Consider the following 25,504-nt stretch of genomic DNA (forward strand, 5'->3'; position numbering starts at 1 on the left):
CTTCAACGTTGTCGTGTCCAGCCCCGTGACGACCGCCGTACCGCGCGCTACGCGCATTGACCACCGAGCCGCGGAGCAAGCGCTCCGCAGCTTCGTCGTCCAGCCACCTGTACCGGTCGTCGTCCGCCATCACGTTTCCCTCAGCGTTCGCGTGGCCTTATGCGTCACACCGCGCGCCGTAGGAAACGCATCGGGACCCCCTGGCGGTTCTCCCGGATCGGCGACCGATTCAGCGGATCCGGACTCCTCAAGAATCTGTGCGAGCTTGCGCAGCCCACGGTGCGCTGCCGTGCGTACCGCACCTGCGCGCTTGCCGAGCACCTCCGCCGCGCTCTTGGCGTCCAGCCCGACCACCACGCGCAGCACGACCGCCTCGGCCTGGTCCTGCGGCAGCAGGGATATCAGCGCCATCGTGCGTCCGGTGCCGAGCGCTTCGAGGGCCTCGTCGGCGGTGTCGGCACCTGCCGGGAGTACGGCGAGGTCGCTCTCGTCGCCGCCGACGGCGGGGCGGCGTCCCCTCGTACGGAGATGGTCGAGCGCCCTGTTGCGGGCGATGCGGGCGGCCCAGCCGCGGAAACGGTCGGCGTCGCCGCTGAACCGGCTGATGTCGCGGGCTATCTGGAGCCAGGCCTCCGAGGTGACGTCCTCGGCGTCGGCGTCACTGACCAGGGTGCGGACATAGCCGAGCAGCCGCGGATGCACAGTGCGGTACACGACGCGGAACGCACCTTCGTCCCCGCCCTGTGCCGCACGCACCGCGGCGGTCAACTCCGCGTCGTCCCCCTGCACGGCCGTCTCTCGCCCCACTCCGCGATGTCCCAACGGATCTGGTCACGCCCCTGGTCGGACGTCTGTCGTCGTCTCGCTGATGCCTGCGTATGCCTCACGCACAGACCAGCATCGATTCGAGAGCACGCTAAGGCCAAGTGTGCGTCATAGTCCACGCAAGTTGACCAGGTAACAGAATGGGGATCGGGAACGCTGTAAGGAGTACGGGCCTGCCCCTGGCGTGGTGCGCCCGTTCTCGAGGGCGATCGGGGTCTCTCCTGTGGGGGGTGGCGACCCCGGTCGCCTTCGCATTTTCCGGCGGGCCCGCCGGCCGGTTCTCAGCTCGCGCGCTCACCGAGCCGCTTGAAGTCTTCCCAGCTCATGGCCGGTTTCTTGGGATCCCACAGCTTCTGCGCCATCGCCCGCAGCGGTGCCCTGATGCCCGCGGCGACCTGCTCCTGGGTCTGCGCGCCGGCCCGGTCGCACCACACGGCGAAGCGTCCGCCGGGGATGTGCTCCGGACCCGAGAGAGATTTCGGCACCGGTTTCGTGCCGCGCAGCACCGCCGGAGTCCATTCGTCGTAGATGCGGCGGCCTGTCGGATATGTGAACTTGTTGGGCTCGCCGAGCACGTAATAGAGGTACTCGTCGTTGGCGTTGATCAGCTTCCAGCCCTCCTTCAGATAGGAGACCGGACTCCGCTCCCCCGGCTCCTTGCCCGTCCAGTAGGCGACTTCGCGGTCGCGGTGGGCACGGACGGCGCCGTCCTCGTGGATGCCGTCGTTCCACGCCTGCGGGGTCTTCCCCTTCTCCCGTACGACGGCGGAGCGGTCGTTGAGCCAGTCGGTCGCCAGGTCCTGCACGCGGGCGTCGCGGCCGAACTCCTCGCGGGCCTTCGCCGCCAGCCCCGGATAAGAGGCCTCGGGGTCCCGCTGCGCGAGGGCGAGGTACTCGTCGCCCCCGAGGTGCCAGCGCTTCCCGGGGAACAGGCCGGCGTACTCGCGCAGCAGATCGTCGACGATCTTCGCCGCCCGCGGATCGGAGATGTCGACCGCGCCCTCCGTCGGCCGGCCCTGTGCGTTCCTCAGCTGGATCTCCGGGTGGGCCTTGATAACGGCGCCGAGATGCCCAGGCGAGTCGATCTCCGGGATGACGTCGATGTGCCGCGACTCCGCGAGCCGTACGATCCGCCGCACCTGCGCCTTGGTGAGCCGCGGGTTCGACACGACCTCGGGGTGCGTGCTGCTCTCGATCCGGAACGCCTGGTCGTCCGAGAGGTGCAACTGGAGCTGGTTGAGCTTGAGATCGCCCATCTCACGGATGCGGTCCTCGATCCACCCGGCGCTGAAGTGCTTGCGCGCGATGTCGAGCATCAGACCGCGCTGCGAACGGTCCGGCTTGTCGTGCACGACGCCGTCGGCGACCTTGCCGGTCGCGCGCACCGACTGGAGCAGGGTGCGGGTGCCGTAGAAGACGCCCGCGTCGGCGGCCCCGGCGATCTTCACCTGGCCCTCGCGGCTCTCCATCACATAGCCCTCGCGCCCGGTCTCCAGGCTCTGGTCCAGGCTCAGCCGGATGTCGCCGGTACGGGCGGGGCCGTCGGAGAAGGGGACCTTCAACTCACGGGCGAGCAGCTTCCCCTCGTCGGCGAGCGGCCCGTCGGGATCGGCGACGACGCGGGTGAACTTCGACGGCTTCCAGGCCGGGCCGCGCACCGGCTTCCAGTCCCGTACGGAGGGAACGGCCGCGGGTGCCGGACCGGTACGCGCGGGCTCAGTCGGCCTCGGCGCACCGGAGCCGGCGGTGGTGTGGGAGGTGTGCCCGCTGCTGCCGCCGCTGGCCGCCTCCCCTCCGGCGTCCTCGCTGGAGCAGCCGCCGAGGGTGAGAAGACTCACCGTGCACGCGACGGCCACCGATGCCGAAACCGCCAGTGTCTTTGGCCTCTTGGGTCCCATATGGATACGTTATTGCCCCTTTTCGGCTCGCACTCGTCGGGTCTCCGACCGGGAAAGTCCCCGTCCGGGTGAAATCCCCATGCTCGTCGTGTCGTTGGCGCTCGTTGTCGTTACGGTGACCGAGGTCCGCCCGCGCCGCCAACAGGACGCCACATCACGGCAGTCGGAGCCGGCCACGGGGTGGGTCCGGCCCATGCGGCCGCTCTCCCTTCCCCGGCCCGCCGTCGGGTCACTTCGCCCGTACGCGGGATCCGGTCCCCTATGCCAGCCGGTCCTCCGAGGAGCCCATGCCGCCCCCCAGCCCGCGAAGCGACGAGAAGGACGCGGTCCCGCCCACGGCCCTGCCCGCCCACGGTGTGCCCGGAGGGTGCTCCCCCGGGCGGGGTCCGGGAGGGGACATGCCCGCTGCCGCCGTACCGCAACCGGCCCGGCGGCCGGAGCCGGCGCCCCCGGCCCGGCCGTCGCCGGACTCGTCACCGCCGGTGCAGGCGCCCTCGGCTCCGTCGGCGTCGGAGCCCTCGTCCCCCGAGCCCTCGTCACCGGAGCCCTCGTCACCGGAGCCGTCGTCACCGGAGCCGTCGTCGTCCGGGCCCTCCTTCCCCGAGCCCTCGTCGTCCGGGCCCTGGTCGCTGTCCCGGTTCAACTCCGCGTCCCACGAGGCCGCCACCGCACTGCTGCTGCGCTGCTGCGGCTGCGCCGGCTGGGCCGCCCGCATCGCCGCGTTCCGCCCGTATCCGGACGCCGAGTCGCTGCTGGCCGCCCTCGACGAGGCGAGTTACGACATGACGCCCGAGGACGTGGACGAGGCGCTGGCCTCCGAGTGGCCGCAGCCGCCCTCCCCCTGGGACGACGGCGCGGACGGGCACACGGACGTCCGGCCGGTTCGCGCCGCCGACCGCCCCGAGCACGACCGCCGCGAACCCGACCGCGACAGTCACGACCACCCCGGCCGCCGCGTCCGCGAACCCGACCGCGACCGGCGCGGGATCCTCGCCGCGCACACCGCCCTTCGGGCCGCACACGCCGCGTACGAGCACCGCTTCGGCCACGTGTTCCTCGTCTGCCTCGACGAATGGGACGAGGGCGAACGGCTCGGCCAGGCCCTCGCGGACGTGCGCGACCGCCTCGGGAACGACCCGGAAGAGGAACGTCCGATCGTCGCCGAGGAACTGCGCCGCCTCGCCCGCGGCAGGCTGCTGCGAGCCCTGCGCTGAAGCGGGACCGGTGAGCGGTCCGAAGCTCTCGCCAGCGACTCTTCCCGATCACCCGTGGCTGCCTGATTGATCACATCCGCCCCTCCCGGGACCGATGTGCCGACAAAGCGTCGCTACGATGGCCCAGGCCGGTGGTCCGTACCCGGCCGAGCCCGACCGACACCGCTGCACTCTCAGCCGAAGATGGCGGCCGGCTCTGAACACGCACCCGGAGGGTTTTTTTCCGTGCCGGCTGGAACGCTGTACCGCGGCCGGGAAGGCATGTGGTCCTGGGTGGCTCATCGAGTCACCGGTGTCCTCATCTTCTTCTTCCTGTTCGTGCACGTGCTGGACACCGCACTGGTCCGCGTCTCGCCAGAGACGTACGACCAGACGGTGGCGATCTACAAGACGCCGATCGTCAACCTCATGGAATACGGCCTCGTGGCCGCGGTCCTCTTCCACGCGCTCAACGGCCTGCGGGTCATCGCCGTGGACTTCTGGTCGAAGGGGCCGAGGTACCAGAAGCAGATGCTGTGGACCGTGACGGCCGTCTGGGGCGTCCTGATGATCGGCGCCTTCTACCCCGTCCTGCGGCACACCCTGCACACGCTGTTCGGGAGCTGATGAACATGTCGACCGAGACCGCGAACGCATCCTCGTCCTCCTCGTCCTCCTCTTCCGAGGGCGGCGGCTACAGCGCGGAGAATCCGGCACCGGTGATCGTGCCGGCCCGCTCCCGTACCACGAGGACGCCGAAGACGACTCGCACCAACTTCGAGCTGTACGGCTGGCTGTTCATGCGGCTGTCCGGAATCGTCCTGGTCGTGCTGGTCATCGGGCACCTGCTGATCCAGCTCGTGCTCGAAGGCGGCGTCAGCAAGATCAGCTTCGCCTTCGTCGCGGGCCGCTGGGCCTCCCCGTTCTGGCAGGTCTGGGACCTGATGATGCTGTGGCTCGCGATGCTCCACGGCGCGAACGGTCTGCGGACCGTCATCAACGACTACGCGGAGCGGGACGCGACCCGCCTGTGGCTGAAGGCGCTGCTGTACACGGCCACCGTCTTCACCGTCCTGCTGGGCACGCTGGTGATCTTCACCTTCGACCCGAACATCCGCTGACGCACGTACGGGGCTGAGGTAACCCAGATGAAGATCCACAAGTACGACACGGTCATCGTCGGCGCCGGCGGCGCGGGCATGCGCGCGGCCATCGAGTCCACGAAGCGCAGCCGCACCGCAGTGCTGACGAAGCTCTACCCGACCCGCTCCCACACCGGAGCCGCCCAGGGCGGCATGGCCGCGGCCCTCGCCAACGTCGAGGAGGACAACTGGGAGTGGCACACCTTCGACACGATCAAGGGCGGCGACTACCTGGTCGACCAGGACGCCGCCGAGATCCTCGCGAAGGAGGCCATCGACTCCGTTCTCGACCTGGAGAAGATGGGCCTGCCGTTCAACCGCACCCCGAACGGCACCATCGACCAGCGCCGCTTCGGCGGTCACAGCCGCAACCACGGTGAGGCGCCGGTGCGCCGGTCCTGCTACGCGGCGGACCGCACGGGCCACATGATCCTTCAGACGCTGTACCAGAACTGCGTGAAGGAGGGCGTGGAGTTCTTCAACGAGTTCTACGTCCTGGACCTGCTGATGGGCGAGTCCGGCGGCGTGCGCAAGACCGCGGGCGTCGTCGCGTACGAGCTGGCGACCGGCGAGATCCACGTCTTCCAGGCCAAGGCCGTGGTCTTCGCCTCGGGCGGCAACGGCAAGTTCTTCAAGGTCACTTCGAACGCGCACACCCTCACCGGCGACGGCCAGGCGGCGGCCTTCCGGCGCGGACTGCCGCTGGAGGACATGGAGTTCTTCCAGTTCCACCCGACGGGCATCTGGAAGATGGGCATCCTGCTCACCGAGGGCGCGCGCGGCGAGGGCGGCATCCTGCGCAACAAGGACGGCGAGCGCTTCATGGAGAAGTACGCGCCGGTGATGAAGGACCTCGCCTCGCGTGACGTCGTCTCCCGCGCCATCTACACCGAGATCCGCGAGGGCCGTGGCTGCGGCGCCGAGGCGGACCACGTCTATCTCGACCTGACGCACCTGCCGCCGGAGCAGCTGGACGCGAAGCTGCCGGACATCACCGAGTTCGCCCGTACGTACCTGGGCATCGAGCCGTACACCGACCCGGTGCCGATCCAGCCGACGGCGCACTACGCGATGGGCGGCATGCCGACCAACGTGCAGGGCCAGGTGCTCGCCGACAACAGCACACCGGTGCCCGGGCTCTACGCGGCGGGCGAGGTCGCCTGCGTCTCCGTGCACGGCGCGAACCGGCTCGGCACCAACTCGCTGCTCGACATCAACGTCTTCGGACGGCGCGCGGGCATCGCCGCCGCCGAGTACGCGTCGACCGCCGGGTTCACCGAACTGCCGGAGAATCCGGCCGCGTTCGTGGAGGGCGAGGTGGAGAACCTGCGCGACGCGACCGGCAACGAGCGTGTCGTGGAGATCCGCAAGGCGCTCCAGGACTGCATGGACAAGAACGTGATGGTCTTCCGCACCGAGCAGACGCTGAAGGAGGCCGTCGAGGAGATCGGCGAACTCCGCAAGCGCTACCGGAACATCAGCGTCCAGGACAAGGGCAGGCGCTTCAACACCGATCTGCTGGAGGCCATCGAGCTGGGCAACCTGCTCGACCTGGCCGAGGTGACGGCGGTCTCCGCGCTGGCCCGCAAGGAGTCGCGCGGCGGCCACTACCGCGAGGACTACCCGAACCGAGACGACGTCAACTTCATGCGTCACACCATGGCGTACCGCGAAGTGGGCGACGACGGCACAGAGTCGATCCGGCTGGACTACAAGCCGGTCGTGCAGACCCGCTACCAGCCGATGGAGCGTAAGTACTGATGAGCACCGCAGTCATGGACGAGTCGGGCCGGACCGAGGCCGGTTCGGACCCCACGGCGTCGCATCCGGTCACCGTCACCTTCCGGATCCGCCGCTTCAACCCGGAGGTCTCGGCGGACTCCGCCTGGGAGGACTTCACCCTCGACATCGACCCCAAGGACCGTGTCCTGGACGCGCTCCACCGGATCAAGTGGGAGCAGGACGGGACGCTGACCTTCCGGCGCTCCTGCGCGCACGGCATCTGCGGCTCGGACGCGATGCGCATCAACGGGCGCAACCGGCTGGCGTGCAAGACGCTGATCAAGGACATAACCGGGATCAAGGACGGCAGGACCACCAAGCCGATCCTCGTCGAGGCGATAAAGGGCCTCACGGTCCTCAAGGACCTCGTCGTCGACATGGATCCGTTCTTCCAGGCGTACCGGGACGTGATGCCGTTCCTGGTCACCAGCGGGAACGAGCCGACGCGCGAGCGGCTCCAGTCCGCCGAGGACCGCGAGCGCTTCGACGACACGACGAAGTGCATCCTGTGCGCCGCGTGCACGAGTTCGTGCCCGGTCTTCTGGAACGACGGGCAGTACTTCGGCCCGGCGGCCATCGTCAACGCGCACCGCTTCATCTTCGACAGCCGCGACGAGGCGGGCGAGCAGCGTCTGGAGATCCTCAACGACAAGGACGGCGTGTGGCGTTGCCGCACCACGTTCAACTGCACGGACGCCTGCCCGCGCGGTATCGAGGTGACGAAGGCGATCCAGGAGGTCAAGCGCGCGCTGATCACCCGCCGCTTCTGAGCTTCGGCTTCGAACGGCGGCTTCTGAGCGCCGACTTCGGAGCGCCGACTTCGAAAGCGTCTCTCCGAGCGGCGGTCTGCGAGCGGCGTACGCAGCCGGCGCACCCGCCGGACAGGCACGCGGGACACCGCGCACGCCCGCACGCCCGCTCGTTCGCGCACACGGCAGCGCCCGGGGCACCGCCCCGGGCGCTTTGTCGTGCTCGTCACCCGACTCCCGTTCGCCGGGGGCGATTTCGGGGCACGCTATCGACGCGCGCCGCAACAGGGCGCACCATTCGCATCAGCACGCACCACCGCACCGCTACGCAGCACCGCACCGCTACGCACCACCGCACTACTTGCACGTCTGTCCGCACCACTCATCTGCCCATCCCAGCAGAAGGAGTAAGCGTGAGACGCACACGACGTATGCGCAGGGGCGCCGGAGCCCTGCTGGCCGTAGGCGCCCTCCTCGGCCTCGCGCTTCAGACCACGCCCGCGAGTGCCGACTCCGGTGGCGCGGCGGCCGGTTCGGCGATACCGAAGGCCGCGCAGGAGCGTGCCGCCGGCCAGTGGACCGCCGAGCGGATGCGCGAGGCCACGCCTCTCGACGAACTCACCGGCATCGGCGCCCGAGCGCTCGACCGTGCCGGTCAAGCGGTGCCCCGCGGCAAGGAGTTGAAGATCCCGCCGCTCGACACCGACGCCGTCACGAAGGCGCTGCCCGAGCCCGGCGGGGCCTGGTCCGGCGGCGGCGACGTGGTGAACACCACGGGCCGCGTGTTCTTCAAGATGGGCGGCCGTGACGCCTCCTGCTCCGGCGACGCGGTCACCAGCGACAACGGCAGCACGGTCATCACCGCGGGCCACTGCGTGAAGTACCAGGGCGCCTGGCACACCGACTGGGTCTTCGTGCCCGGCTACCACGACGGCCAGGCCCCGCACGGGAAGTGGACGGCGTCGAAGACGCTGACCACCCCGCAGTGGGAGTCGAGCGAGGACATGAACTTCGACGTCGGCGCCGCCGTGGTGAACCCCCTCGACGGCAAGAAGCTGACGGACGTCGTCGGCGGCCAGGGCCTGTCCTTCAACGCCGACTACAACACCGAGATGTACTCCTTCGGCTTCCCCGCCGCCGACCCGTACGACGGCGAGAAGCTGATCTATTGCAGCGGCACGACCTTCCAGGACGTGCTGCTCACCAAGGACCACGGCCTCTCGTGCAACATGACGGGCGGCTCCAGCGGCGGCCCGTGGTTCACGGAGTTCGACGAGGGGACCGGCAAGGGCCTCCAGTCCTCGGTGAACAGCTTCGGCTACACCTTCCTGCCGGACACGATGTTCGGGCCGTACTTCGGGGAGGACGCGAAGAAGCTGTACGAGACCGCGCAGGCGGGCTGACCCGGACCGTCCGCCGCCGGCGTAAAGGGCAGGGCCGGCGGCACGGTCCCGGGCGGGCGCCCCTTCACGGCCGCCCGCACCGGCACCGGCACGGTCACCGCTCCCGCACGGTCACGTCCCGGACTCCCCGTCCTGCGGCTCGCCGCGCAGACGTACCTCGCACTCGCCGTCGTAGGACTGGTACGAGGTCACCGTCTCCGGCACCCGCAGGCCGGGGGTGTCCCGGTACAGCGCGCGCACCTCGTCGAAGTCCGCGGCGACGGTGACGCGCGCCGCCTCGTCGATCACGGCCAGCGCCTCCCGGCCCGCCTCCTTCTCGCCCTCCCGGCCGGCGTCCCCGACGCCCCAGGCGTCCCAGGGCAGCACCTCGGCCCTGTTGAGGGCGGCGAGATCGCGTACGACGTTGGCGCGCACCATCCACATGCCCATCAGCCCGAGCACGCTGACGCCGAAGGTCTTCGGGTCGGTCTCGCCGCTGCGGCAGCGGCGCCAGCCCTCCCCGGCGACGATGAAGCGGTCGCGCGGCACGTCGAGCGGGTCGAAGTCCAGCTCGTACGGGGACTCGATGCGCACGTCCGGCACGAGCTGCGGGTCGCTCAGGACCCAGCCGCGCTCGGGGTGCGCGTACTCGGTGACCCAGTGGTCGTCGTGGAAGCCCTCGGCGAAGTAGGTGGCGTATCCGCAGCGGATGCGGGCGGGGGTCCCCGAGTGGCGCAGCAGCGCACAGTGCAGCAGGGCGAAGTCGCGGCAGGTGCCCGCGAAACGGTCGAGGGGGCGGCGGGGTGCGGTCAGCGGTTCGTCGTCGAGCCGGAGGACGATGTCCAGAATGTCGCCCACGTACCGGGTCTCGGCCTCGGAGCGGTAGCGGGATTCGGGGAGGGCGCAGCCGAACCGGCCGGTCTCCTCACGGTGGATGAGCAAGTGCCGTACGAGAAGGGCCAGTTCATCGGGACCTTCGGGGAGTCCCGCGAGCCTTTCCGCCCGGCCGGGATCGCTGTGGACGCTCTGCGCTAAATAGAAGTCACGCTCTGCGGGCAGCATGCGCGACAGGGTGGCGGATCTCATCCCGGATTTCCACCCGGTGGAAACGACCGGTGCTCCGGATCCGCGACGGGGTGCGTATGGTGCCCCGGGTGGGACGCAATCCGAGGGTGGGACGCAATCCGAAAGCACGCGCCGGCCTCGCCGCACTTGTGATGCTGGCGGTGCCGGCCGCGACGGCGGCATGCTCCGGCGGTGGCGGCCAGGACGACGCCCGTAAGCCCGTCGCCGGCCACGGCACCGGTCACGGCACCGGTCACGACACCGGTCACGACCGGGACCACGCGGCGATCCACGTCGACCGCACGGCCGCCCTCGCCGACCGTGACGTCGGCCTGCGGATCGGCGGCCTCGGCGCGCACGACCGCGTCATGGTCGCCGCGCACGCCGTGGACCAGCGCGGGCAACCGTGGCGCTCCCAGGGCGAGTTCACCGCCGACGGCCGCGGGCGCATCGACCTCGGCGAGCAGGCGCCGCGCGGCGGACGCCCGTACGCGAAGGCCGACAGCAGCGGGCTGCTCGCGACGATGCTGCCCGAGGCCGGTACGGGCGTGAAGAAGATCGGCAGCGGCGACGCCTTCTCGTACCACCCGCCCTCTCCCGCCGAGAAGCCCACGTACAAGCTGCGGCTGACCGTCGAGAAGAACGGCAAGCAGCTCGCCGACCGCACGATCACCCGGCAGTGGCTCACGGACAAGGTGCGCCACCGCAAGCTGACCGTCGCGAAGAACCGCATCGACGGCGAGATGTACACACCGCGCGCCGGATCGCGGCGCCAGGCACCCGTCCTCGTCTTCGGCGGCTCCGAGGGCGGCAACTCCGGTGAGTACGCTGCCGCGTTGCTGGCCTCGCACGGCCATCCCGCCCTGTCGCTCTGCTACTTCCGCTGCGGCGAGGGCTCCGGGCGCCCGAACGCCATCAACATGATCGACACGGGGTACTTCCTGCGGGCCGCCCGGCTGCTCGCGCACGAGCCTGGCGCGGACCCCGACCGCCTTGCGGTGATGGGCAATTCGCGTGGCAGCGAGATCGCGCAGCTGCTCGGCCAGCGCCATCCGTCCGTCGTCCGCGACGTCATCGCCTACGCCCCCTCCGACAAGGTCAACGGGCCCTATCTGGCGGGCGCTTCGGGCCGCGCGGCGTGGGCCGAGCACGGCACACCCATCCCCGCGGGCCCGATCCGGCTGAACCACGTACGCGGCACGGTGCTGGCGGTGGCCGGCGGCAACGACAAGATGTGGGGCTCGGCTGCGGCGGCCCGGACCATCGCCGCCCAGCGGAACGCCTCCGGCGCGCACCACCACCAGGTCACCTACGAGAACGCCGGCCACCACGTGAACTGGTTCCCCTACGGCCAGCCGGGCCAGGAGGGCGGCGCCAACGGCCGGATCGTCAGCACGTCCGTCTCCGACCAGCAGGCCCGCGAGGACGGCTGGGCCCGCGTACTGAAGCTCCTCCGCTAGCGGCGGCCGCGTGGCGCGCAGCGGCTCGCGATGCGGCCGCACGCCGCGCCACGGCACGGGCCGGGCGAGCGCGCGGTCCCACGGAGCGCGCCCCCGCCCGGAAGTCCCCGCCCGGAAGCCCCGTCCCGGGACGGGGCTTCCGTCAGGCCTTCAGCACCGCCTCCAGCTGCTCCAGGCCCCAGTCCAGGTCCTCCTTCGTCACCACCAGCGGCGGCGCGATGCGGATCGTCGAGCCGTGGGTGTCCTTCACCAGCACGCCGCGGGCCATCAGCTTCTCCGACAGCTCCCGGCCCGTACCGTGCGCCGGGTCGATGTCGACGCCCGCCCACAGGCCGCGGCCCCGCACCTCCCGTACGGCGTCGCCGCCCGCCAGGACACCCAGCTCGTGGTGCAGGTGCTCGCCCAGCTCCTTCGCGCGCTGCTGGTACTCGCCGGTGCGCAGCATCGCGATGACCTCCAGCGCGACGGCGCACGCGAGCGGATTGCCGCCGAAGGTGGACCCGTGCTCGCCCGGCCGGTAGACGCCGAGTACCTCCCGCGAGGAGACCACCGCGGAGACGGGCACGACGCCGCCGCCCAGCGCCTTGCCCAGCACGTACATGTCGGGGTGCACGCCCTCGTGCTCGCACGCGAAGTTCGCCCCGGTACGGCCCAGCCCGGACTGGATCTCGTCCGCGATCAACAGCACGTTGCGGGCGCGCGTCAGCTCCCGCAGGCCCGGCAGATAGCCGGTGGGCGGCATCAGCACGCCCGCCTCGCCCTGGATCGGCTCGATGAGGACGGCGACGACGTCGTCACCGTGCTCGTCTAGGGCCGCTTCGAGCGCGGCGGAGTCTCCGTAGGGGACGACGACGAATCCCGGGGTGTACGGGCCGAAGTCGGCACGCGCCTCGGGGTCGGTGGAGAAGGAGACGATCGTCGTCGTACGCCCGTGGAAGTTGTTGTCCGCGACGATGATCTTCGCCCGCCCGTCCGGTACGCCCTTGACGCGGTAGCCCCACTTGCGGGCCGTCTTCACGGCCGTCTCGACCGCCTCCGCGCCGGTGTTCATGGGCAGCACCATCTCCATGCCGCACAGCTCGGCCAGCTGCTCGCAGAAGTCGCCGAAGCGGTCGTGGTAGAAGGCGCGGGAGGTGAGCGTCACCCGGTCCAGCTGGGCCTTGGCCGCGTCGATCAGCCGCTGGTTGCGGTGCCCGAAGTTGAGCGCCGAGTAGCCGGCGAGCATGTCGAGGTAGTGCCTGCCGTCGGCGTCCGTGATCCAGGCGCCCTCGGCGGAGGCGACCACGACGGGCAAGGGGTGGTAATTGTGGGCGCTGCGCGCTTCGGAGGCGGCGATCAGCCTTTCCGAGGTGGACATCCGGGGTCTCCGTTCGTCTCGTCTGGTCCGCGGCGCCTCCCGCTGCGTCCCGCACGTCCCCGCGCGTTCACGTCGTCCCGTGGCGGAGCGGAAGGCTGCCTCTTTCTATCGTCCACCCGGCGACCCGGGAAGAAACTTTGCTGCCGATGCGGGGCTGCGACGGGAGCACGTCCCGTGGGCCCCGGCACGCCGACGGCCGGCACGGACGCGGGCGGGGCGCCGATCCGGCGCACGCGTACGCGGGCACCGCGCGGAGGCTGCGCGCGGGGCCGACACGGTGCCTCAGCTCACTGCACAACTGTGCACGCCGGGCCACAGGGACCTGAGACAATGGGCGCATGGCCAATGACCGTCCGCGTGTACTCTCCGGCATCCAGCCCACCTCGGGCTCGTTCCACATCGGCAACTACCTGGGTGCCGTGCGTCAGTGGGTCGCGCTTCAGGAGACCCACGACGCCTTCTACATGGTCGTCGACCTGCACGCGCTGACCCTTCCGCAGGACCCGAAGGAGCTGCGGGAGAACACCCGCCTCGCCGCCGCACAGCTGCTGGCAGCGGGTCTCGACCCGGAGCACTGCACGATCTTCGTGCAGAGCCACGTGCCGGAGCACACGCAGCTGACCTGGCTGATGGAGTGCCTCACGGGCTTCGGCGAGGCGTCCCGCATGACGCAGTTCAAGGACAAGGCGGCACGGCAGGGCAACGAGCACACGTCGGTGGGGCTCTTCACGTACCCGATGCTGATGGTCTCGGACATCCTGATCTACCAGGCCGACCAGGTCCCCGTCGGCGAGGACCAGCGGCAGCACATCGAGCTCGCGCGGAATCTGGCGGAGCGGTTCAACGGGCGTTACGGCAAGACCTTCACGGTCCCCGAGCCGTACATCCTGCGCGAGACGGCGAAGATCTTCGATCTCCAGGAGCCGACGGTCAAGATGAGCAAGTCGGCCTCCTCGCCGAAGGGCATCATCGACCTGCTGGACGACCCCAAGGCCTCCGCGAAGAAGATCAAGAGCGCGGTGACCGACACGGGCAGCGAGATCCGCTTCGACCGCGAGAACAAGCCGGGCGTCAGCAATCTGCTCACGATCCACGCCACGCTGACGGATTCGACAATCGCGGAAGTGGAGCAGAAGTACGCGGGCAAGGGTTACGGTGCGCTGAAGACGGACCTCGCCGAGATCGTGAGCGAGTGGGCCGCCCCGTTCCGGGACCGTACGCGGGAATTCCTGGACGACCCGGAGACGCTGGACTCGATCCTGGCCAAGGGCGCGGAGAAGGCGAGGGCCGTCGCGACGGAGACGCTGACGCAGGCGTACGACAAGGTGGGCCTGCTGCCCGGCAAGCACTGAGACGACGGACGCGGGAGACCGTCCGGGACGTCACCGCAGGACGGCGTCGCGGACACCTCCACAGGACACCCGCAGGGCACCTGCAAAGGACACCGCAGGGCACAGCGGATCACGAGCCCGGAAGCAGATGCAGCTCACAGCACACAACCCCAGACAGCGGGCCGCGGACCGGCCATCGAGCAGGAAGGAGCACGAGGTGGGGACCGTCACGCTCGGCGTATCGATCGCCGTCCCCGAGCCGCACGGCAGCCTGCTTCAGCAGCGGCGTGCGAGCTTCGGCGACCCGGCGGCCCACGGCATCCCCACCCACATCACGCTCCTCCCGCCGACGGAGGCCGACCCGGCCGACCGTCCGCACATCGAGGCGCACCTGGCGCGGGTGGCCGCGGCAGGACGCGCCTTCGGCCTGCGCCTGTCGGGCACGGACACCTTCCGGCCGATGTCCCCCGTGGTCTTCGTAAAGCTCGTCGAGGGCGCGGCGGCGTGCTCGTGGCTTCAGGAGCAGGTGCGTGCCCCGGAGGGTCCGGTCGCGCGTGAGCTGGCCTTCCCGTACCACCCGCACGTCACGGTGGCGCACGGGATCTCCGAGGAGTCGATGGACCGGGCGCAGGAGGAGCTGGCCGGGTTCGAGGCGTCCTGGACGGCCACGGGCTTCGCGCTGTACGAGCAGGGGTCCGACCTGGTGTGGCGGCTCCAGCGCAAGTTCACCTTCGGGTCCGGCGAGGAGACACCGTTGTCGGTCTCCGGGCTGCCCCGTCAGGTTCCGCAGCCCTTCCCCGTACGCGAGGACGGCGCGGACTCCTTCGCCCCGCTGCACTGAGAGCGCAAGCGCCGAGTCGCGAAGCTCCGGGGCGCGGAAGCGCCGAGGCGCGTGCGTACCGAGGCGCCGCCGCCGCGGGACGCCGGATGATCGGCCGCCCAGCGGGTAACCGACGATCATGGACTGGCTGACGAAGCTGCCGGTGATCGGCCCCCTGGCGGCGTGGTTCTTCCGTACCCGCGTCTGGCGGGTCTACCGGCACCTGGACGAGCACAAGTGGGCGAGGCACGCCGCGTCCATCACGTTCACCAGCTTCATCTCCCTCTTCCCCATGCTCGCGGTCTTCGCCGCGGTCGGCGCCTCGCTGCTGACGCCGGAGCGGATGCGGACCGTGCAGGAGACGATCGACCGCCAAGTCCCGGGGATCTCGGCGGAGTTGAATCTGGAGTCGTTCGCGGAGAACGCGGGGACGATCGGGCTCATCGCCGGTTCGCTGCTGGTCGTCACGGGCGTCAACTGGGTCGGCACGCTCCGCGAGAGCCTGCGCGCCCTGTGGGACCTGGAGGAGGACCCGGGCAATCCGGTGCTGCTGAAGCTCAAGGATCTCGGGACGCTGGCGGGGCTCGGAGTGGTCGGGCTCGTCTCGCTGGGCGGTTCCGCCTTCGCCGTCTCCGCCGTGAGCTGGGCCGCGGGGCAGGTCGGCATCCGCGAGCACGGGATCGGCTCGGTCCTGCTGACCGCCGCCGGGTACGCGGCCGCCGTCACCGCGGACTTCGCGCTGCTGTGGTACGCGCTGACGGTCCTGCCCCGCGTCCGTCCGCCCCGCCGCGCGACGGTGCTCGCCTGCACGATGGGCGCCTTCGGCTTCGAGCTGCTGAAGCTGCTGCTGGGCGGGTATCTCCAGGGCGTCGCGACGAAGAGCGTCTACGGGGCGTTCGGTACGCCCATCGCGCTGCTGCTGTGGATCAGCTTCATGGCGAAGCTGATGCTCTTCTGCACCTCGTGGACGGTGACGGAGCGCACCCTCAAGCCGATCGAGGAGATCGACGCGCTGGGAAGCGGCGCGCCCGAGACCGTGGAGACCGAACGCGCCGCTCCCGTACTCGACGAGGAGGATGAGCCGGCCGTCAGTCCGGATCCCCGACCCGAGCCGGACCCGAACCGGAAGCCTCGCTCCCAGCGGACTCCTTCGGAGCCGGATCAGAGTCAGGAGCAGAACCAGAGCCGGAAGCGGAGTCGGAGCCGGAATCGGAGCGGGAGCTAGCGGCGGTGCCGGCGGGCCCGGAGCCGTGTCCGAACGGGAGCCGCCGCAGCCGCGCCAGATCCGGGATCGGCCACCGGCGGTGAACCGCGTAGGCCACCAGCGCCACCAGCACCAGGCAGCCGGCGGTGATGCCGAGGGCGACGCCGACGCCGCCCGAGCCCTCGCCGCCGCGTCCCGACGTGGCGTGCCCGGCCGCCTTCTTCCGGTCCGAGCTGTCGCCGGACTTCCCGGATTCGCCCGTGCCCGCGGGTGCGACGAGCTCGCCGACCGGCTCGACCTTGTCCGCCGCCTTGAAGCCCCAGTCGAAGAGCTTGGCGGTCTCCTTGTAGACCTCCAGGCCGCCCTGCCCGCCGTCGGGGTGCATGCAGGTCACCAGCAGCACGCGGTCGCCGTGCTGCGCGACACCGGTGAAGGTGGAGCCGGCGTTCGTCGTGGAGCCGTTCTTCACGCCGGCGATGCCCGGGTAGGGATTGAGCCCGAAGTCGCCGGTCAGCAGGCGGTTGGTGTTCTGGATCTCGTACGTCTCACGCTTCTTGCCCTTCTTCTTCTCGCCCGGGAACTGGGCGCGGGCCGTGGAGGCGTACTCGCGGAAGTCGGCCTTCTGCATGCCGGAGCGGGCGAAGAGCGTCAGGTCGTATGCGGAGGAGACCTGGCCCTTCTTGTCGTAGCCGTCGGGGCTGACGACGTTGGTGTCGTCGGCCCGCAGCTTGTCCGCGTGCCGGTTCATCTCCCGTACGGTCTTGTCCTTGCCGCCGTTCATGGCGGCGAGCACGTGCACCGCGTCGTTGCCGGAGCGGAGGAAGACGCCGCGCCACAGGTCGCGCACGCTGTAGGTCTGCCCCTCCTTCACGCCGACGAGGCTGCTGCCCTCGCCCATCCCCTCCATGTCCGACGACTTGGCCTTGTGCGTCTTGGTCTTGGGGAACTTCGGCAGCACGGTGTCGGCGAAGAGCATCTTCATGGTGCTGGCCGGCGGGAGCCTCCAGTGGGCGTTGTGCGAGGCCAGCACCTCGCCCGACTCGGCGTCGGAGACGATCCAGGAGCGTGCGGTGAGGTCCTGCGGGAGTTCCGGCGGCTGCTGACCGTGCTTCGCCTTCATCTGCGTACCGGGAGATCCGAGCAGCTTGCCGCCGACCGCCGACATGCGGGAGGGCGGCTTCGGATCCTCACCGGGCGACGCGGCGTGCGCGGTGCCGCTGAACGTTACGGGGGCGAGGAGTGCGAGGGACACGGCGGCTGCGGCTGACGCGGTCATGCGTACGGCGCGAAGTGAGGAAGTCGGCACAGAGCGAAATTACATGTCCGTCGAACACTTGTGGACATCGCATTCCCCCATGGGGCCGCTCATTCGGCCCCTCCCGGGCTACGCGATTGGGCCGATAGCCATACTTGACCCATGAGTCAGTCTTCGGGCCCGCCGGCCTCCGGGCGGCCCCTCCATCTCAGCCGCCGCGTCTCCTGGTTCCTGTTCGCCTTCGGGATCTGGTCGTGGTTCATCTGGATCACGTTCGTCAAGAACCTGTGGAACGACGGCAGCGGGCTCGCCTTCGACGAACACGGCGATCCCACGGGCTACTTCTGGGTCCACCTGCTGCTCGCGGTCGTCTCGTTCCTGCTGGGCACGGCGATCGGCGTCATCGGGCTACGGGGTCTGCGGGCCCTGCGGCACAGACCCGGCAACTGAGGGGGCTGCCATGGCCTGGGTCTTCGTGGTCATCGGGCTCACGGTCCTCGTGCTGCTGGGATGCGCCCACTGGTATCTGTGGCGGCGTCTCGTACGTGACGTCTCCGCGCGCGGCGGCGTCTGGCGCCGTACGGGGACGGTGCTGGCCTTCGCGCTGCCGGTGCTCGTGGTCGTCAACGTCGCGGTGGGGCGCAGTTCCGCGCCGTTCATCCTGCAACGGGTGCTGGCGTGGCCCGGGTACATGTGGATGGCGCTGATGCTGTATCTGCTGATGGCGCTGGCGGTGGGAGAGGCCGTACGGCCGCTGCTGCGGCGGGTGTCGGCGCGGCGGGCGGCGGCGGCCGGATCCGGGGCACGGTCCGAGGCACAGGCCGGGGCACGGTCCGAGGCACAGGCCGGGGCGCGGTCCGAGGCACAGTCCGGGACACAGGCCGGGGCCCCGTCCGAGGACGGCGGCGAAGGCGAGGAGGGCGGCGAGGAGTCCCGACTCGGTTCCCAACTCACCTCGCGGCGGCTGTTCGTGGCCCGTACCGTCGCGGCCGGGGCCACCGTCGCGGCCGTGGGAACCGTCGGCGCCGGCACGTACAACCTGCTCAACGGGCCCACGCTCAAGCGCATCACCGTGCCGCTCGCCAAGTTGCCCCGTTCCGCGCACGGTTACCGCATCGCCGTGGTCAGCGACATCCATCTCGGTGCGGTGCTGGGCCGGTCGCACACCGAGCGGATCGTCCGCACGATCAACAGCGCCCAGCCGGATCTGGTCGCGATCGTGGGCGATCTCGTCGACGGCACGGTGGCGGACCTCGGCACGTCGGCCGAGCCACTGCGCGAACTGCGGTCGCGCCACGGCTCGTTCTTCGTGACCGGCAACCACGAGTACTTCGGTGACGCCGACGAATGGGTCGGCTTTCTGCCCCGACTCGACGTGCACCCCCTACAGAACGCCCGCGTGGAGCTGCCCGGCTTCGACCTGGCGGGAGTCAACGACGTACGGGGCGAAGACAGCGGCGAGGGCCCGGACTTCGGCAAGGCGCTCGGCGACCGCGACACCTCGCGCGCTTCGGTGCTGCTCGCGCACCAGCCGGTGCAGATCCACGAGTCCGTGAAGCACGGCGTGGACCTCCAGCTGTCCGGCCACACCCACGGCGGCCAGATCTTCCCCTTCCAAGCCGTCGTGGCGCTCGCCAACCCGACGGTCGCCGGGCTCGACCGCTACGGCGACACCCAGCTGTACGTCACGCGCGGCGCGGGCGCCTGGGGCCCTCCCGTGCGGGTGGGAGCGGACCCCGACGTCACGGTCGTACAGCTGGCCTCGAAGCAGGCGTAAAGACGGCGGACCCCGGCTGATTCGCACCGGGCTCCCGCTGAACGCGTGGGGCTCCGGCCGGGGCGCGCGTACCGCGCGAGGATCGCTACGCGACGGGCCGGGACACCGCTGGCGGTGTCCCGGCCCGTCGCTCGTGAGGCCGGGGCGCGCCTCAGCCGAGGCGCGGCGGGGTCACTTCTTCGGAATCCACTTCTGCCACGTGGACTTGTTCGCCTTGATCCACTTCGCGGCGGCGTCCTCCGGCTTCATCTTCTTGCCGGCGATGTCGCCCGCGACATCGTTCTGGTCCTTGGTGGTCCACTTGAACTTCTTGATGAACTGGGCGGCCTTGCTGTTGCCCTTCGCGAAGTCCGCGTTCATGAACTTCTCGAGCTGGTTGGTCTCGTAACCGCACTTGGCCTTCGAAGCGGGCTCCTCACAGCCCGGGGTGTACTTCGGCAGCTTGATCTCGGTCATGTCGATCTTGTTGTTCATCCACTGCGGCTCCCACCAGTAGGTGAGGAACGGCTTCTTGGCGTCGTAGAGCCGCTGGATCTCCTTCAGCTGCGCCGCTTCGGCACCGCTGGGGATGTGCTTGTAGTCCAGCTTGAGGTTCTTGATCAGTTCCTTGTCGTGCTGCGAGTACGACGGGGCGGCACCGATGAAGTGGCCCTTGTTGCCGCTCTCGGACGTGCGGAAGTCCTTGGCGTGCTTGTTGAGGTTCTTCCAGTCCTTGATGTCGGGGTGCTTGTCCGCGTAGTACTTCGGCACGAACCAGCCGATGTGCCCCACGACACCGAGGTCGCCGGCGGAGACCACGGTCTTCTTCTCGTCGACGTACTTCTTCTGCTTCTTCGGTACGCCGTGCCAGTCCTCGAGGATGGCGGTGGCCTTGCCGCTGTTGAGCGCGTCGAAGGCGACGGGCTCGTCCATCTGCTTGGCCTCGACCTTGACGTCGAGCTCGTCCTCCAGGAGCTTCTTGACGACCGCGGCGTTGGCCTGGGCGCCGACCCATGAGGGTTCGGCGAGGACGACTTTGTCGCCGCTGCCTCCGCTGCTGGTGTCGGCCTTGCCGCACGCGGTGAGGGAGAGGGCGCTCACGATGCCGACGCCGACGACGAGAGCGTTGCGTATCTGCTTGTTCTTCATGAATGTGACCTGTTTTCTCTTCTCGGGTATGGGGTTCCTCGGTGGGTGGGGGGTGCGTCGTGTGCGCGCCTACTCACGTGGGCGCCCTCCGGCCGGCTGGGAGATGCGGTCGAGCATGATGCCGAGGCAGACGATGGCGATGCCCGCGGGCAGGCCCAGCGAGAGGTCGCCCTTGGACAGGCCCCGGACGACGTCGTAGCCGAGCGCACCGCCGCCGATGAGGCCGGCGATGACGACCATGGACAGCACCAGGACGACACCCTGGTTGACGCCGACGAGCAGCGACTTACGCGCCAACGGCAGCTGTACGCCGAGTAGTTGCTGCTTGCTGGTGGCGCCGAGCGAACGGGACGCCTCCATCGCCGCCGGGTCGACGTAACGCAGTCCCTGCGCGGTGATGCGGATGACCGCCGGGCAGGCGTAGATGACGGCCGCGATGATGCCGGCGCTGCGGCTGAGGCCGACGAGGGCGATGACCGGGATCAGGTACACGAACTGCGGCATCGTCTGCATGGTGTCCAGCACCGGGCGCAGCATCCGTTCCACGCGCTCGATGCGCGCGGCGAGGACGCCCAGCACGATGCCTATCGCCACGGTCACCACGAGACCCGCGATCACCTGCGAGAACGTGTCCATCGACAGCTCCCACAGGCCCATCACGCCGATCAGTCCGAGGCAGATGACCGCGGTCACCGCGGCCCGCCATGTACCGACGACCCAGCCGACGACGCCGACCAGGAGCGCCAGCGCCCACCAGGGGGTGGCCTCCAGCCCGGAGCGCAGGGGGTTGAGCACGTAGATCGTGAAGCCCTTCGCCCAGATCTCCGTACCGCCCAGCACCGGGACGCCGTGTCCGATCGTGGCCGTGAGCCAGTCGACGGCGTCCTGGAGCGGCCGCGTGAGGTCCACCGTCCACGCGTCCGGCCACTCACGCTCGGCGATGGACGAGCCGATCGCGGAGAACAGACCGATCAGGACGACGATCAGCCCCCACACGGACCGCCGCACCCGCGTCAACAGCCGCGTCGCGCCGACGTTGACGGTGGCGTCCAGGCGCTCGCCCGCCGCCGCGGTCGTACGGTCCAGCAGCACGGCGATCAGCACGACGGCGATGCCCGCGGTGAGCGCGGTGCCGACGTCGAGGCTGCCGAGCGCCTGGTAGATCTCGTCGCCCAGGCCCTCGGAGCCGATGAGCGAGGCGAGCACGACCATCGACAGGCACATCATGATCGCCTGGTTGAGGCCCAGCATCATCTGCTTGCGGGCCAGCGGCAGCCGTGCCGTCCACAGCCGCTGCCAGGAGCTTGCCCCCAGCGAGGCGGAGGCTTCCAGCGCGGCCGGGTCGGCGCTGCGCAGCCCCAGCGAGGTCAGGCGGGCCATCGGCGGAGCCGCGTAGATCACGGTCGCGATCAGCGCGGACGGCACGCCGACGCCGAACATCAGCAGCAGCGGCAGCAGATAGGCGAAGGCCGGCATGACCTGCATGGTGTCGAAGACGGGGCGGAGCATCCGCTCGAAGCGGTCCGAGAGTCCGGCGCCCAGTCCGAGCAGCATGCCCAGCACGGCGGAGGCGAAGACGGCCACCGTCATGAGGGACAGCGTCTCCATCGTGGCCTGCCACATGTTCAGCACGCCGCAGGCGACGAAGACGCCGAGCGTGGTGGCGCCCGTGCGCAGGGCGCGGCGGGAGAGGTCGGAGCCTCCGGCCGCCCACCCCACGAGGGTGCCGACGACGGTGACGCCGACCCAGCCCATCGCGTCGAAGAGGCTGACGATGGCGTCCACCGACGACTCGGCGCTGTTGCTGATGTGCAGCAGGAAGTAGAGGAAGATCGGGCTCTTCTCGCGGTTGTCGACGAGCCAGTTGTCCAGGTCGTTCAGCGGCGACTTGATGTCGACGGTCCAGCCGGAGGGCCAGACGCCGGAACCCGTCACCGCCGCGCTGACGAAGACGACCAGCAGCGCGAAGAGCACCGCCAGCACCTTCGGGTCGCGGAGGAGCAGCGCGAGGCCGCCGGGGGCGCCGGCCTGCTCGGTCCGCTTGCCGGGCTGCTGCGGCGGTGCGGCGTCCGCGGTCTTCTCGCCCTGCTCCGGGATGGTCGGGGTGCTCATACGGCCCTCACCGGCCTCCCGGTCATGTGCCCGGAGCGGCCCTGCCGTACGGCGGGCGCCACGAAGCGGGTGCTCATACGGCGGCCACCTCCTTGTCCTTGCCCGCGTCACCCTCGCCGTCCTCGCCGCCGTCGTCGAGACCCGCGACGACATTGAGCAGGCAGGCGTGGTCGACGACGCCTATGGTCCGGCCGTGGTCGACGACTCGGAGGTTCTCGCCGCTGCGGGCGACGGCCTCGATCGCGTCGGAGACCAGCGTGTCCGGCGAGACGTCCGCGCCGCTGTCGGCCTCGGCCTTCTCGGCGGGGCGCATGGCGCGGCGTACGGATATGACCTGCTCGCGGGGGACGTCGCGGACGAAGTCGCGTACGTAGTCGTCCGCGGGGTTGGCGACGATCTCCTCGGGAGAGCCGAGCTGCACGATCTCGCCGTCCCGCATCAGGGCGATGCGGTCGCCGAGGCGCAGCGCCTCGGACAGGTCGTGGGTGATGAAGATCATCGTCCGGCCCTCCTCGCGGTGCAGCCGGATGACCTCCTCCTGCATGTCGCGGCGGATCAGCGGGTCGAGGGCGCTGAACGGCTCGTCGAACAGGAGGACTTCGGGGTCCACGGCGAGCGCGCGGGCCAGCCCGACGCGCTGCTGCTGACCGCCGGAGAGCTGCACGGGACGCCGGTCGCCGAGGCCCGTGAGGCCGACCTTCTCGACCATCTCGTTGCCCTTGGCGCGGCGCTCCTGCTTGGAGACGCCCTGGATCTCCAGGCCGTAGGCGACGTTGTCGGTGACGGTGCGGTGCGGCAGCAGGCCGAAGTTCTGGAAGACCATGGCGGTGCGGTGGCGGCGCAGCGCGCGGAGCCGGTGCTTGTCCATGGCCCGGACGTCCTCGCCGTCCATCTCCAGGTCGCCCGCGGTGGGTTCGATGAGGCGGGTCAGGCAGCGTACGAGCGTGGACTTGCCGGAGCCGGAGAGGCCCATGACGACGAAGACCTCGCCCTTGCGTACGTCGAAGGAGACGTCGCGGACGGCGGCGGTGCACCCGGTGCGCTGGGTGAGTTCGGCGGCGGAGAGCCCGGCGAGTTCCTGGTCGCCGGGCACCCGATGTGCTTTGGGGCCGAACACCTTCCACAGATTGCGTACGGAGAACACCGGGGTGGCCGGGGCGGACTCGTGGGTCTCGGACATCACGCAACACCTCCCGGTGCCGTTGTCGTAGTGGTCATGGGCATCGTGGTCTGGGTCCGGGTCTTGGTCAGGGTCTGGGTGGGTACGGGGGTGGGGATGGTCATGGTCGAAGTGGGGGTGGGGTTCGGGACGGCCGGGTTCGGAACGGTCGTCGGGGTCGGGGTCGGGGTCGGAACGGTCGTCGGGGTCGGGGTCATGAGCTGCTCTTGTCCGTGGTGGTGCCGGAGCGTCCGGGACCGCGGGATCCCTCGGAGCGGATGAGGTCGGCGGCCCGTTCCCCGACCATCAGCACGCCGATCATCGGGTTGACGGAGGGCATCGTGGGGAAGACCGACGCGTCCACGACGCGGACGCCCTCCAGCCCGCGGATCCTCAGCTCGGGATCGACGACGGCGAGGGCGTCGTCGGCGGCGCCCATCCGGCAGGTGCCGGCGGGGTGGTAGACGGTGTGGGCGACCTTGCGGGCGTACTCGCTGATGTCCTCATCGGACGTCACCTCCGGCCCGGGGCACACCTCGCGCTTGAGCCAGCCGGCGAACGGCTCGGTCCGCGCGACCCGCCGGGCCGCCTTGATGCCGTCGACGAGGGTGCGGCCGTCGTAGTCGTCCTCGTCGGTGAAGTACCGGAAGTCCAGGGCCGGTTTGGCCTCGGGGTCGGCCGAGGTGAGGTAAAGACGCCCGCGGCTGCGGGGCTTGGGGATGTTCGGCGTCAACGACACTCCGTGCGGCGGCCGTTCGTAGCCGAGGCGCTCCGGATTGTCGGTGAACGGGATCTGGTAGAAGTGGAACATCAGGTCGGGCCCGGCCGAGTCCGCCTCGCGGCGCAGGAAGAGGCCCGCGTCGGAGTCCATCGCGGAGTTGTCGGGTATGGGCCCGTCCGTCTCCCAGACGATCACCGACTCGGGGTGGTCGAGCAGGTTCTCGCCGACGCCCGGCAGATCGTGCGCGACGGGAAGGCCCAGCGCCTCCAGGTCGGCCTTCGGCCCGATGCCCGAATGCATCAGCAGCCTCGGGGTGTCGACGGCGCCCGCGCAGACGAGGACTTCGCGCCCCGCCCGTATCAGCCGCTCCGAGCCGTCCTTGTGGCGTACGTGCACGCCGGTCGCCCTGCTGCCCTCCAGCTGGAGCCGGTACGCCCAGGTCTCCAGCAGGATGTCGAGGTTGGGGCGGTCGCCGGCCTCGATGTGCGGGTGGAGGTAGGCGACGGAGGCGGAGGAGCGCTTGTTCGTCTCCGGGTGGTAGGAGAGGTCGAAGAAGCCGACGCCCTCGTGGAACGGCTTCTTGTTGAAGCCGTCGATCTCCGGGACGTCCAGCGCGTCCTTGGCCGCCGCGATGAAGTCGCGTGCGATGTCGTTGCGGTCCTGCTCGCCTACGGGCACCACGTTGTTGCGCAGCTTCCCGAAGTACGGGTCCATGTCCGCCGCGCCCCAGCCCTCGGCGCCCCGGGCCTCCCACTCGTCCCAGTCGGACGGAAGCGGCTTGAAGGAGATCAGCGTGTTGTGGGAGGAGCAGCCGCCGAGCACCTTCGCGCGGCTGTGCCGGATGTGGGAATTGCCGCGGGGCTGCTCGGTCGTGGGGTAGTCGTAGTCGAGTTCGCCGCCGAGCAGGCCCAGCCACCTGCGCAGCGTGAGCACCTCGGGCCGGTCCATGTCCGACGGGCCGCCCTCGATGAGGGCGACGGTGACGTCCGGGTCCTCGGTGAGGCGCGAGGCGATCACCGACCCGGCCGTGCCGCCGCCGACGATGACGTAGTCGTACGTGGATATGTCGTGGCTGGACATTTCCGTGCTGTGCTCCTTGGGGTTCACGTGTTCGAGCGGAGAGGGCGACGAGGGCATGATGCGC

20 protein-coding genes and 1 pseudogene are annotated in these 25,504 nt (G+C 70.1%); 12 read left to right on the forward strand and 9 right to left on the reverse strand.

Annotation, left to right across the window (positions count from 1 at the left end):
* Nucleotides 1-129 precede the first annotated feature (129 nt).
* The gene (locus tag HCC61_RS06385; RefSeq protein WP_169134561.1) at nt 130-789 is read right to left on the reverse strand and encodes an RNA polymerase sigma factor; all 660 of its coding nucleotides are present in this window, start codon (nt 787-789) and stop codon (nt 130-132) included.
* Between the two features lie 317 nt (nt 790-1,106).
* Nucleotides 1,107-2,723 carry a glycoside hydrolase family 20 protein gene (locus HCC61_RS06390; RefSeq protein ID WP_169134257.1) on the reverse strand — a complete coding sequence of 539 codons (1,617 nt, stop codon included), beginning with the start codon at nt 2,721-2,723 and terminating at the stop codon, nt 1,107-1,109.
* A gap of 629 nt (nt 2,724-3,352) precedes the next feature.
* On the opposite strand from HCC61_RS06390, the gene HCC61_RS30085 reads away from it, so the two are divergent.
* The 6 genes from HCC61_RS30085 (at nt 3,353) to HCC61_RS06420 (ending at nt 8,992) form a co-directional block, all read left to right on the forward strand.
* Nucleotides 3,353-3,937, forward strand: coding sequence for a 2-oxo-4-hydroxy-4-carboxy-5-ureidoimidazoline decarboxylase (locus HCC61_RS30085; protein WP_346777078.1), 585 nt, complete (start codon nt 3,353-3,355; stop codon nt 3,935-3,937).
* A gap of 225 nt (nt 3,938-4,162) precedes the next feature.
* Entirely contained in the window at nt 4,163-4,543 is a 381-nt protein-coding gene (gene sdhC, locus HCC61_RS06400) for a succinate dehydrogenase, cytochrome b556 subunit (RefSeq protein WP_169134259.1), read from the forward strand.
* A gap of 5 nt (nt 4,544-4,548) precedes the next feature.
* Nucleotides 4,549-5,037: a succinate dehydrogenase hydrophobic membrane anchor subunit gene (locus HCC61_RS06405; RefSeq protein ID WP_169134260.1), complete on the forward strand. Its 489-nt coding sequence runs from the start codon at nt 4,549-4,551 to the stop codon at nt 5,035-5,037.
* 27 nt (nt 5,038-5,064) lie between these two features.
* Nucleotides 5,065-6,819 (forward strand): succinate dehydrogenase flavoprotein subunit, encoded by a 1,755-nt coding sequence (sdhA, locus tag HCC61_RS06410; RefSeq protein WP_169134261.1) that lies wholly within the window; start codon nt 5,065-5,067, stop codon nt 6,817-6,819.
* Entirely contained in the window at nt 6,819-7,610 is a 792-nt protein-coding gene (locus HCC61_RS06415) for a succinate dehydrogenase iron-sulfur subunit (protein ID WP_169134262.1), read from the forward strand. Before sdhA ends, HCC61_RS06415 begins: the two co-directional genes overlap by 1 nt.
* A 410-nt stretch (nt 7,611-8,020) precedes the next feature.
* A complete protein-coding gene (locus HCC61_RS06420; RefSeq protein WP_169134562.1) occupies nt 8,021-8,992 on the forward strand; it encodes a peptidase in 972 nt (323 codons plus the stop codon).
* A 111-nt stretch (nt 8,993-9,103) separates the two neighbouring features.
* Here HCC61_RS06420 and HCC61_RS06425 read toward each other — a convergent pair whose 3' ends face one another.
* Complete coding sequence (locus tag HCC61_RS06425) at nt 9,104-10,057, reverse strand: transglutaminase-like domain-containing protein (RefSeq protein ID WP_240968507.1); 954 nt, start codon at nt 10,055-10,057, stop codon at nt 9,104-9,106.
* Nucleotides 10,058-10,125: 68 nt separating this feature from the next.
* Between HCC61_RS06425 and HCC61_RS06430 the strand changes: the two genes are divergently transcribed.
* Entirely contained in the window at nt 10,126-11,496 is a 1,371-nt protein-coding gene (locus HCC61_RS06430) for an acyl-CoA thioesterase/bile acid-CoA:amino acid N-acyltransferase family protein (RefSeq protein WP_346777057.1), read from the forward strand.
* 142 nt (nt 11,497-11,638) lie between these two features.
* Here HCC61_RS06430 and rocD read toward each other — a convergent pair whose 3' ends face one another.
* Nucleotides 11,639-12,853 carry an ornithine--oxo-acid transaminase gene (gene rocD, locus HCC61_RS06435; protein WP_169134263.1) on the reverse strand — a complete coding sequence of 405 codons (1,215 nt, stop codon included), beginning with the start codon at nt 12,851-12,853 and terminating at the stop codon, nt 11,639-11,641.
* A 338-nt stretch (nt 12,854-13,191) separates the two neighbouring features.
* On the opposite strand from rocD, the gene trpS reads away from it, so the two are divergent.
* From trpS to HCC61_RS06450, 3 genes and pseudogenes are all read left to right on the forward strand, one after another.
* Entirely contained in the window at nt 13,192-14,205 is a 1,014-nt protein-coding gene (gene trpS, locus HCC61_RS06440) for a tryptophan--tRNA ligase (RefSeq protein ID WP_169134264.1), read from the forward strand.
* Between the two features lie 196 nt (nt 14,206-14,401).
* Nucleotides 14,402-15,025 carry a 2'-5' RNA ligase family protein gene (locus tag HCC61_RS06445; RefSeq protein WP_169134265.1) on the forward strand — a complete coding sequence of 208 codons (624 nt, stop codon included), beginning with the start codon at nt 14,402-14,404 and terminating at the stop codon, nt 15,023-15,025.
* A 118-nt stretch (nt 15,026-15,143) separates the two neighbouring features.
* A pseudogene (locus HCC61_RS06450) lies at nt 15,144-15,968 on the forward strand (YihY/virulence factor BrkB family protein); the annotation flags it as partial.
* A gap of 124 nt (nt 15,969-16,092) precedes the next feature.
* On the opposite strand, the gene HCC61_RS06455 reads toward HCC61_RS06450, so the two are convergent.
* Nucleotides 16,093-17,484, reverse strand: coding sequence for a D-alanyl-D-alanine carboxypeptidase (locus HCC61_RS06455; protein ID WP_169134565.1), 1,392 nt, complete (start codon nt 17,482-17,484; stop codon nt 16,093-16,095).
* A 141-nt stretch (nt 17,485-17,625) separates the two neighbouring features.
* Between HCC61_RS06455 and HCC61_RS06460 the strand changes: the two genes are divergently transcribed.
* Together HCC61_RS06460 and HCC61_RS06465 are read left to right on the forward strand one after the other, a co-directional pair.
* On the forward strand, nt 17,626-17,913 hold the full coding sequence (locus tag HCC61_RS06460) for a hypothetical protein (protein WP_169134266.1): 288 nt from the start codon (nt 17,626-17,628) through the stop codon (nt 17,911-17,913).
* A gap of 10 nt (nt 17,914-17,923) precedes the next feature.
* Complete coding sequence (locus tag HCC61_RS06465; protein WP_169134267.1) at nt 17,924-19,240, forward strand: metallophosphoesterase; 1,317 nt, start codon at nt 17,924-17,926, stop codon at nt 19,238-19,240.
* Between the two features lie 171 nt (nt 19,241-19,411).
* On the opposite strand, the gene HCC61_RS06470 is transcribed toward HCC61_RS06465, so the two are convergent.
* The 4 genes from HCC61_RS06470 to HCC61_RS06485 form a co-directional block, all read right to left on the reverse strand.
* The gene (locus HCC61_RS06470; protein ID WP_169134268.1) at nt 19,412-20,368 is read right to left on the reverse strand and encodes an ABC transporter substrate-binding protein; all 957 of its coding nucleotides are present in this window, start codon (nt 20,366-20,368) and stop codon (nt 19,412-19,414) included.
* A 69-nt stretch (nt 20,369-20,437) separates the two neighbouring features.
* Nucleotides 20,438-22,480: an ABC transporter permease subunit gene (locus HCC61_RS06475; RefSeq protein ID WP_169134269.1), complete on the reverse strand. Its 2,043-nt coding sequence runs from the start codon at nt 22,478-22,480 to the stop codon at nt 20,438-20,440.
* A 73-nt stretch (nt 22,481-22,553) separates the two neighbouring features.
* Nucleotides 22,554-23,660: a glycine betaine/L-proline ABC transporter ATP-binding protein gene (locus HCC61_RS06480; RefSeq protein WP_169134270.1), complete on the reverse strand. Its 1,107-nt coding sequence runs from the start codon at nt 23,658-23,660 to the stop codon at nt 22,554-22,556.
* A gap of 193 nt (nt 23,661-23,853) precedes the next feature.
* Nucleotides 23,854-25,440, reverse strand: a complete 1,587-nt coding sequence (locus tag HCC61_RS06485; RefSeq protein ID WP_169134271.1) for a GMC oxidoreductase — start codon at nt 25,438-25,440, stop codon at nt 23,854-23,856.
* Nucleotides 25,441-25,504 lie beyond the last annotated feature (64 nt).

Origin of the sequence: Streptomyces sp. HNM0575 (genome assembly GCF_012726265.1) — a bacterium.
Lineage (GTDB): Bacteria > Actinomycetota > Actinomycetes > Streptomycetales > Streptomycetaceae > Streptomyces.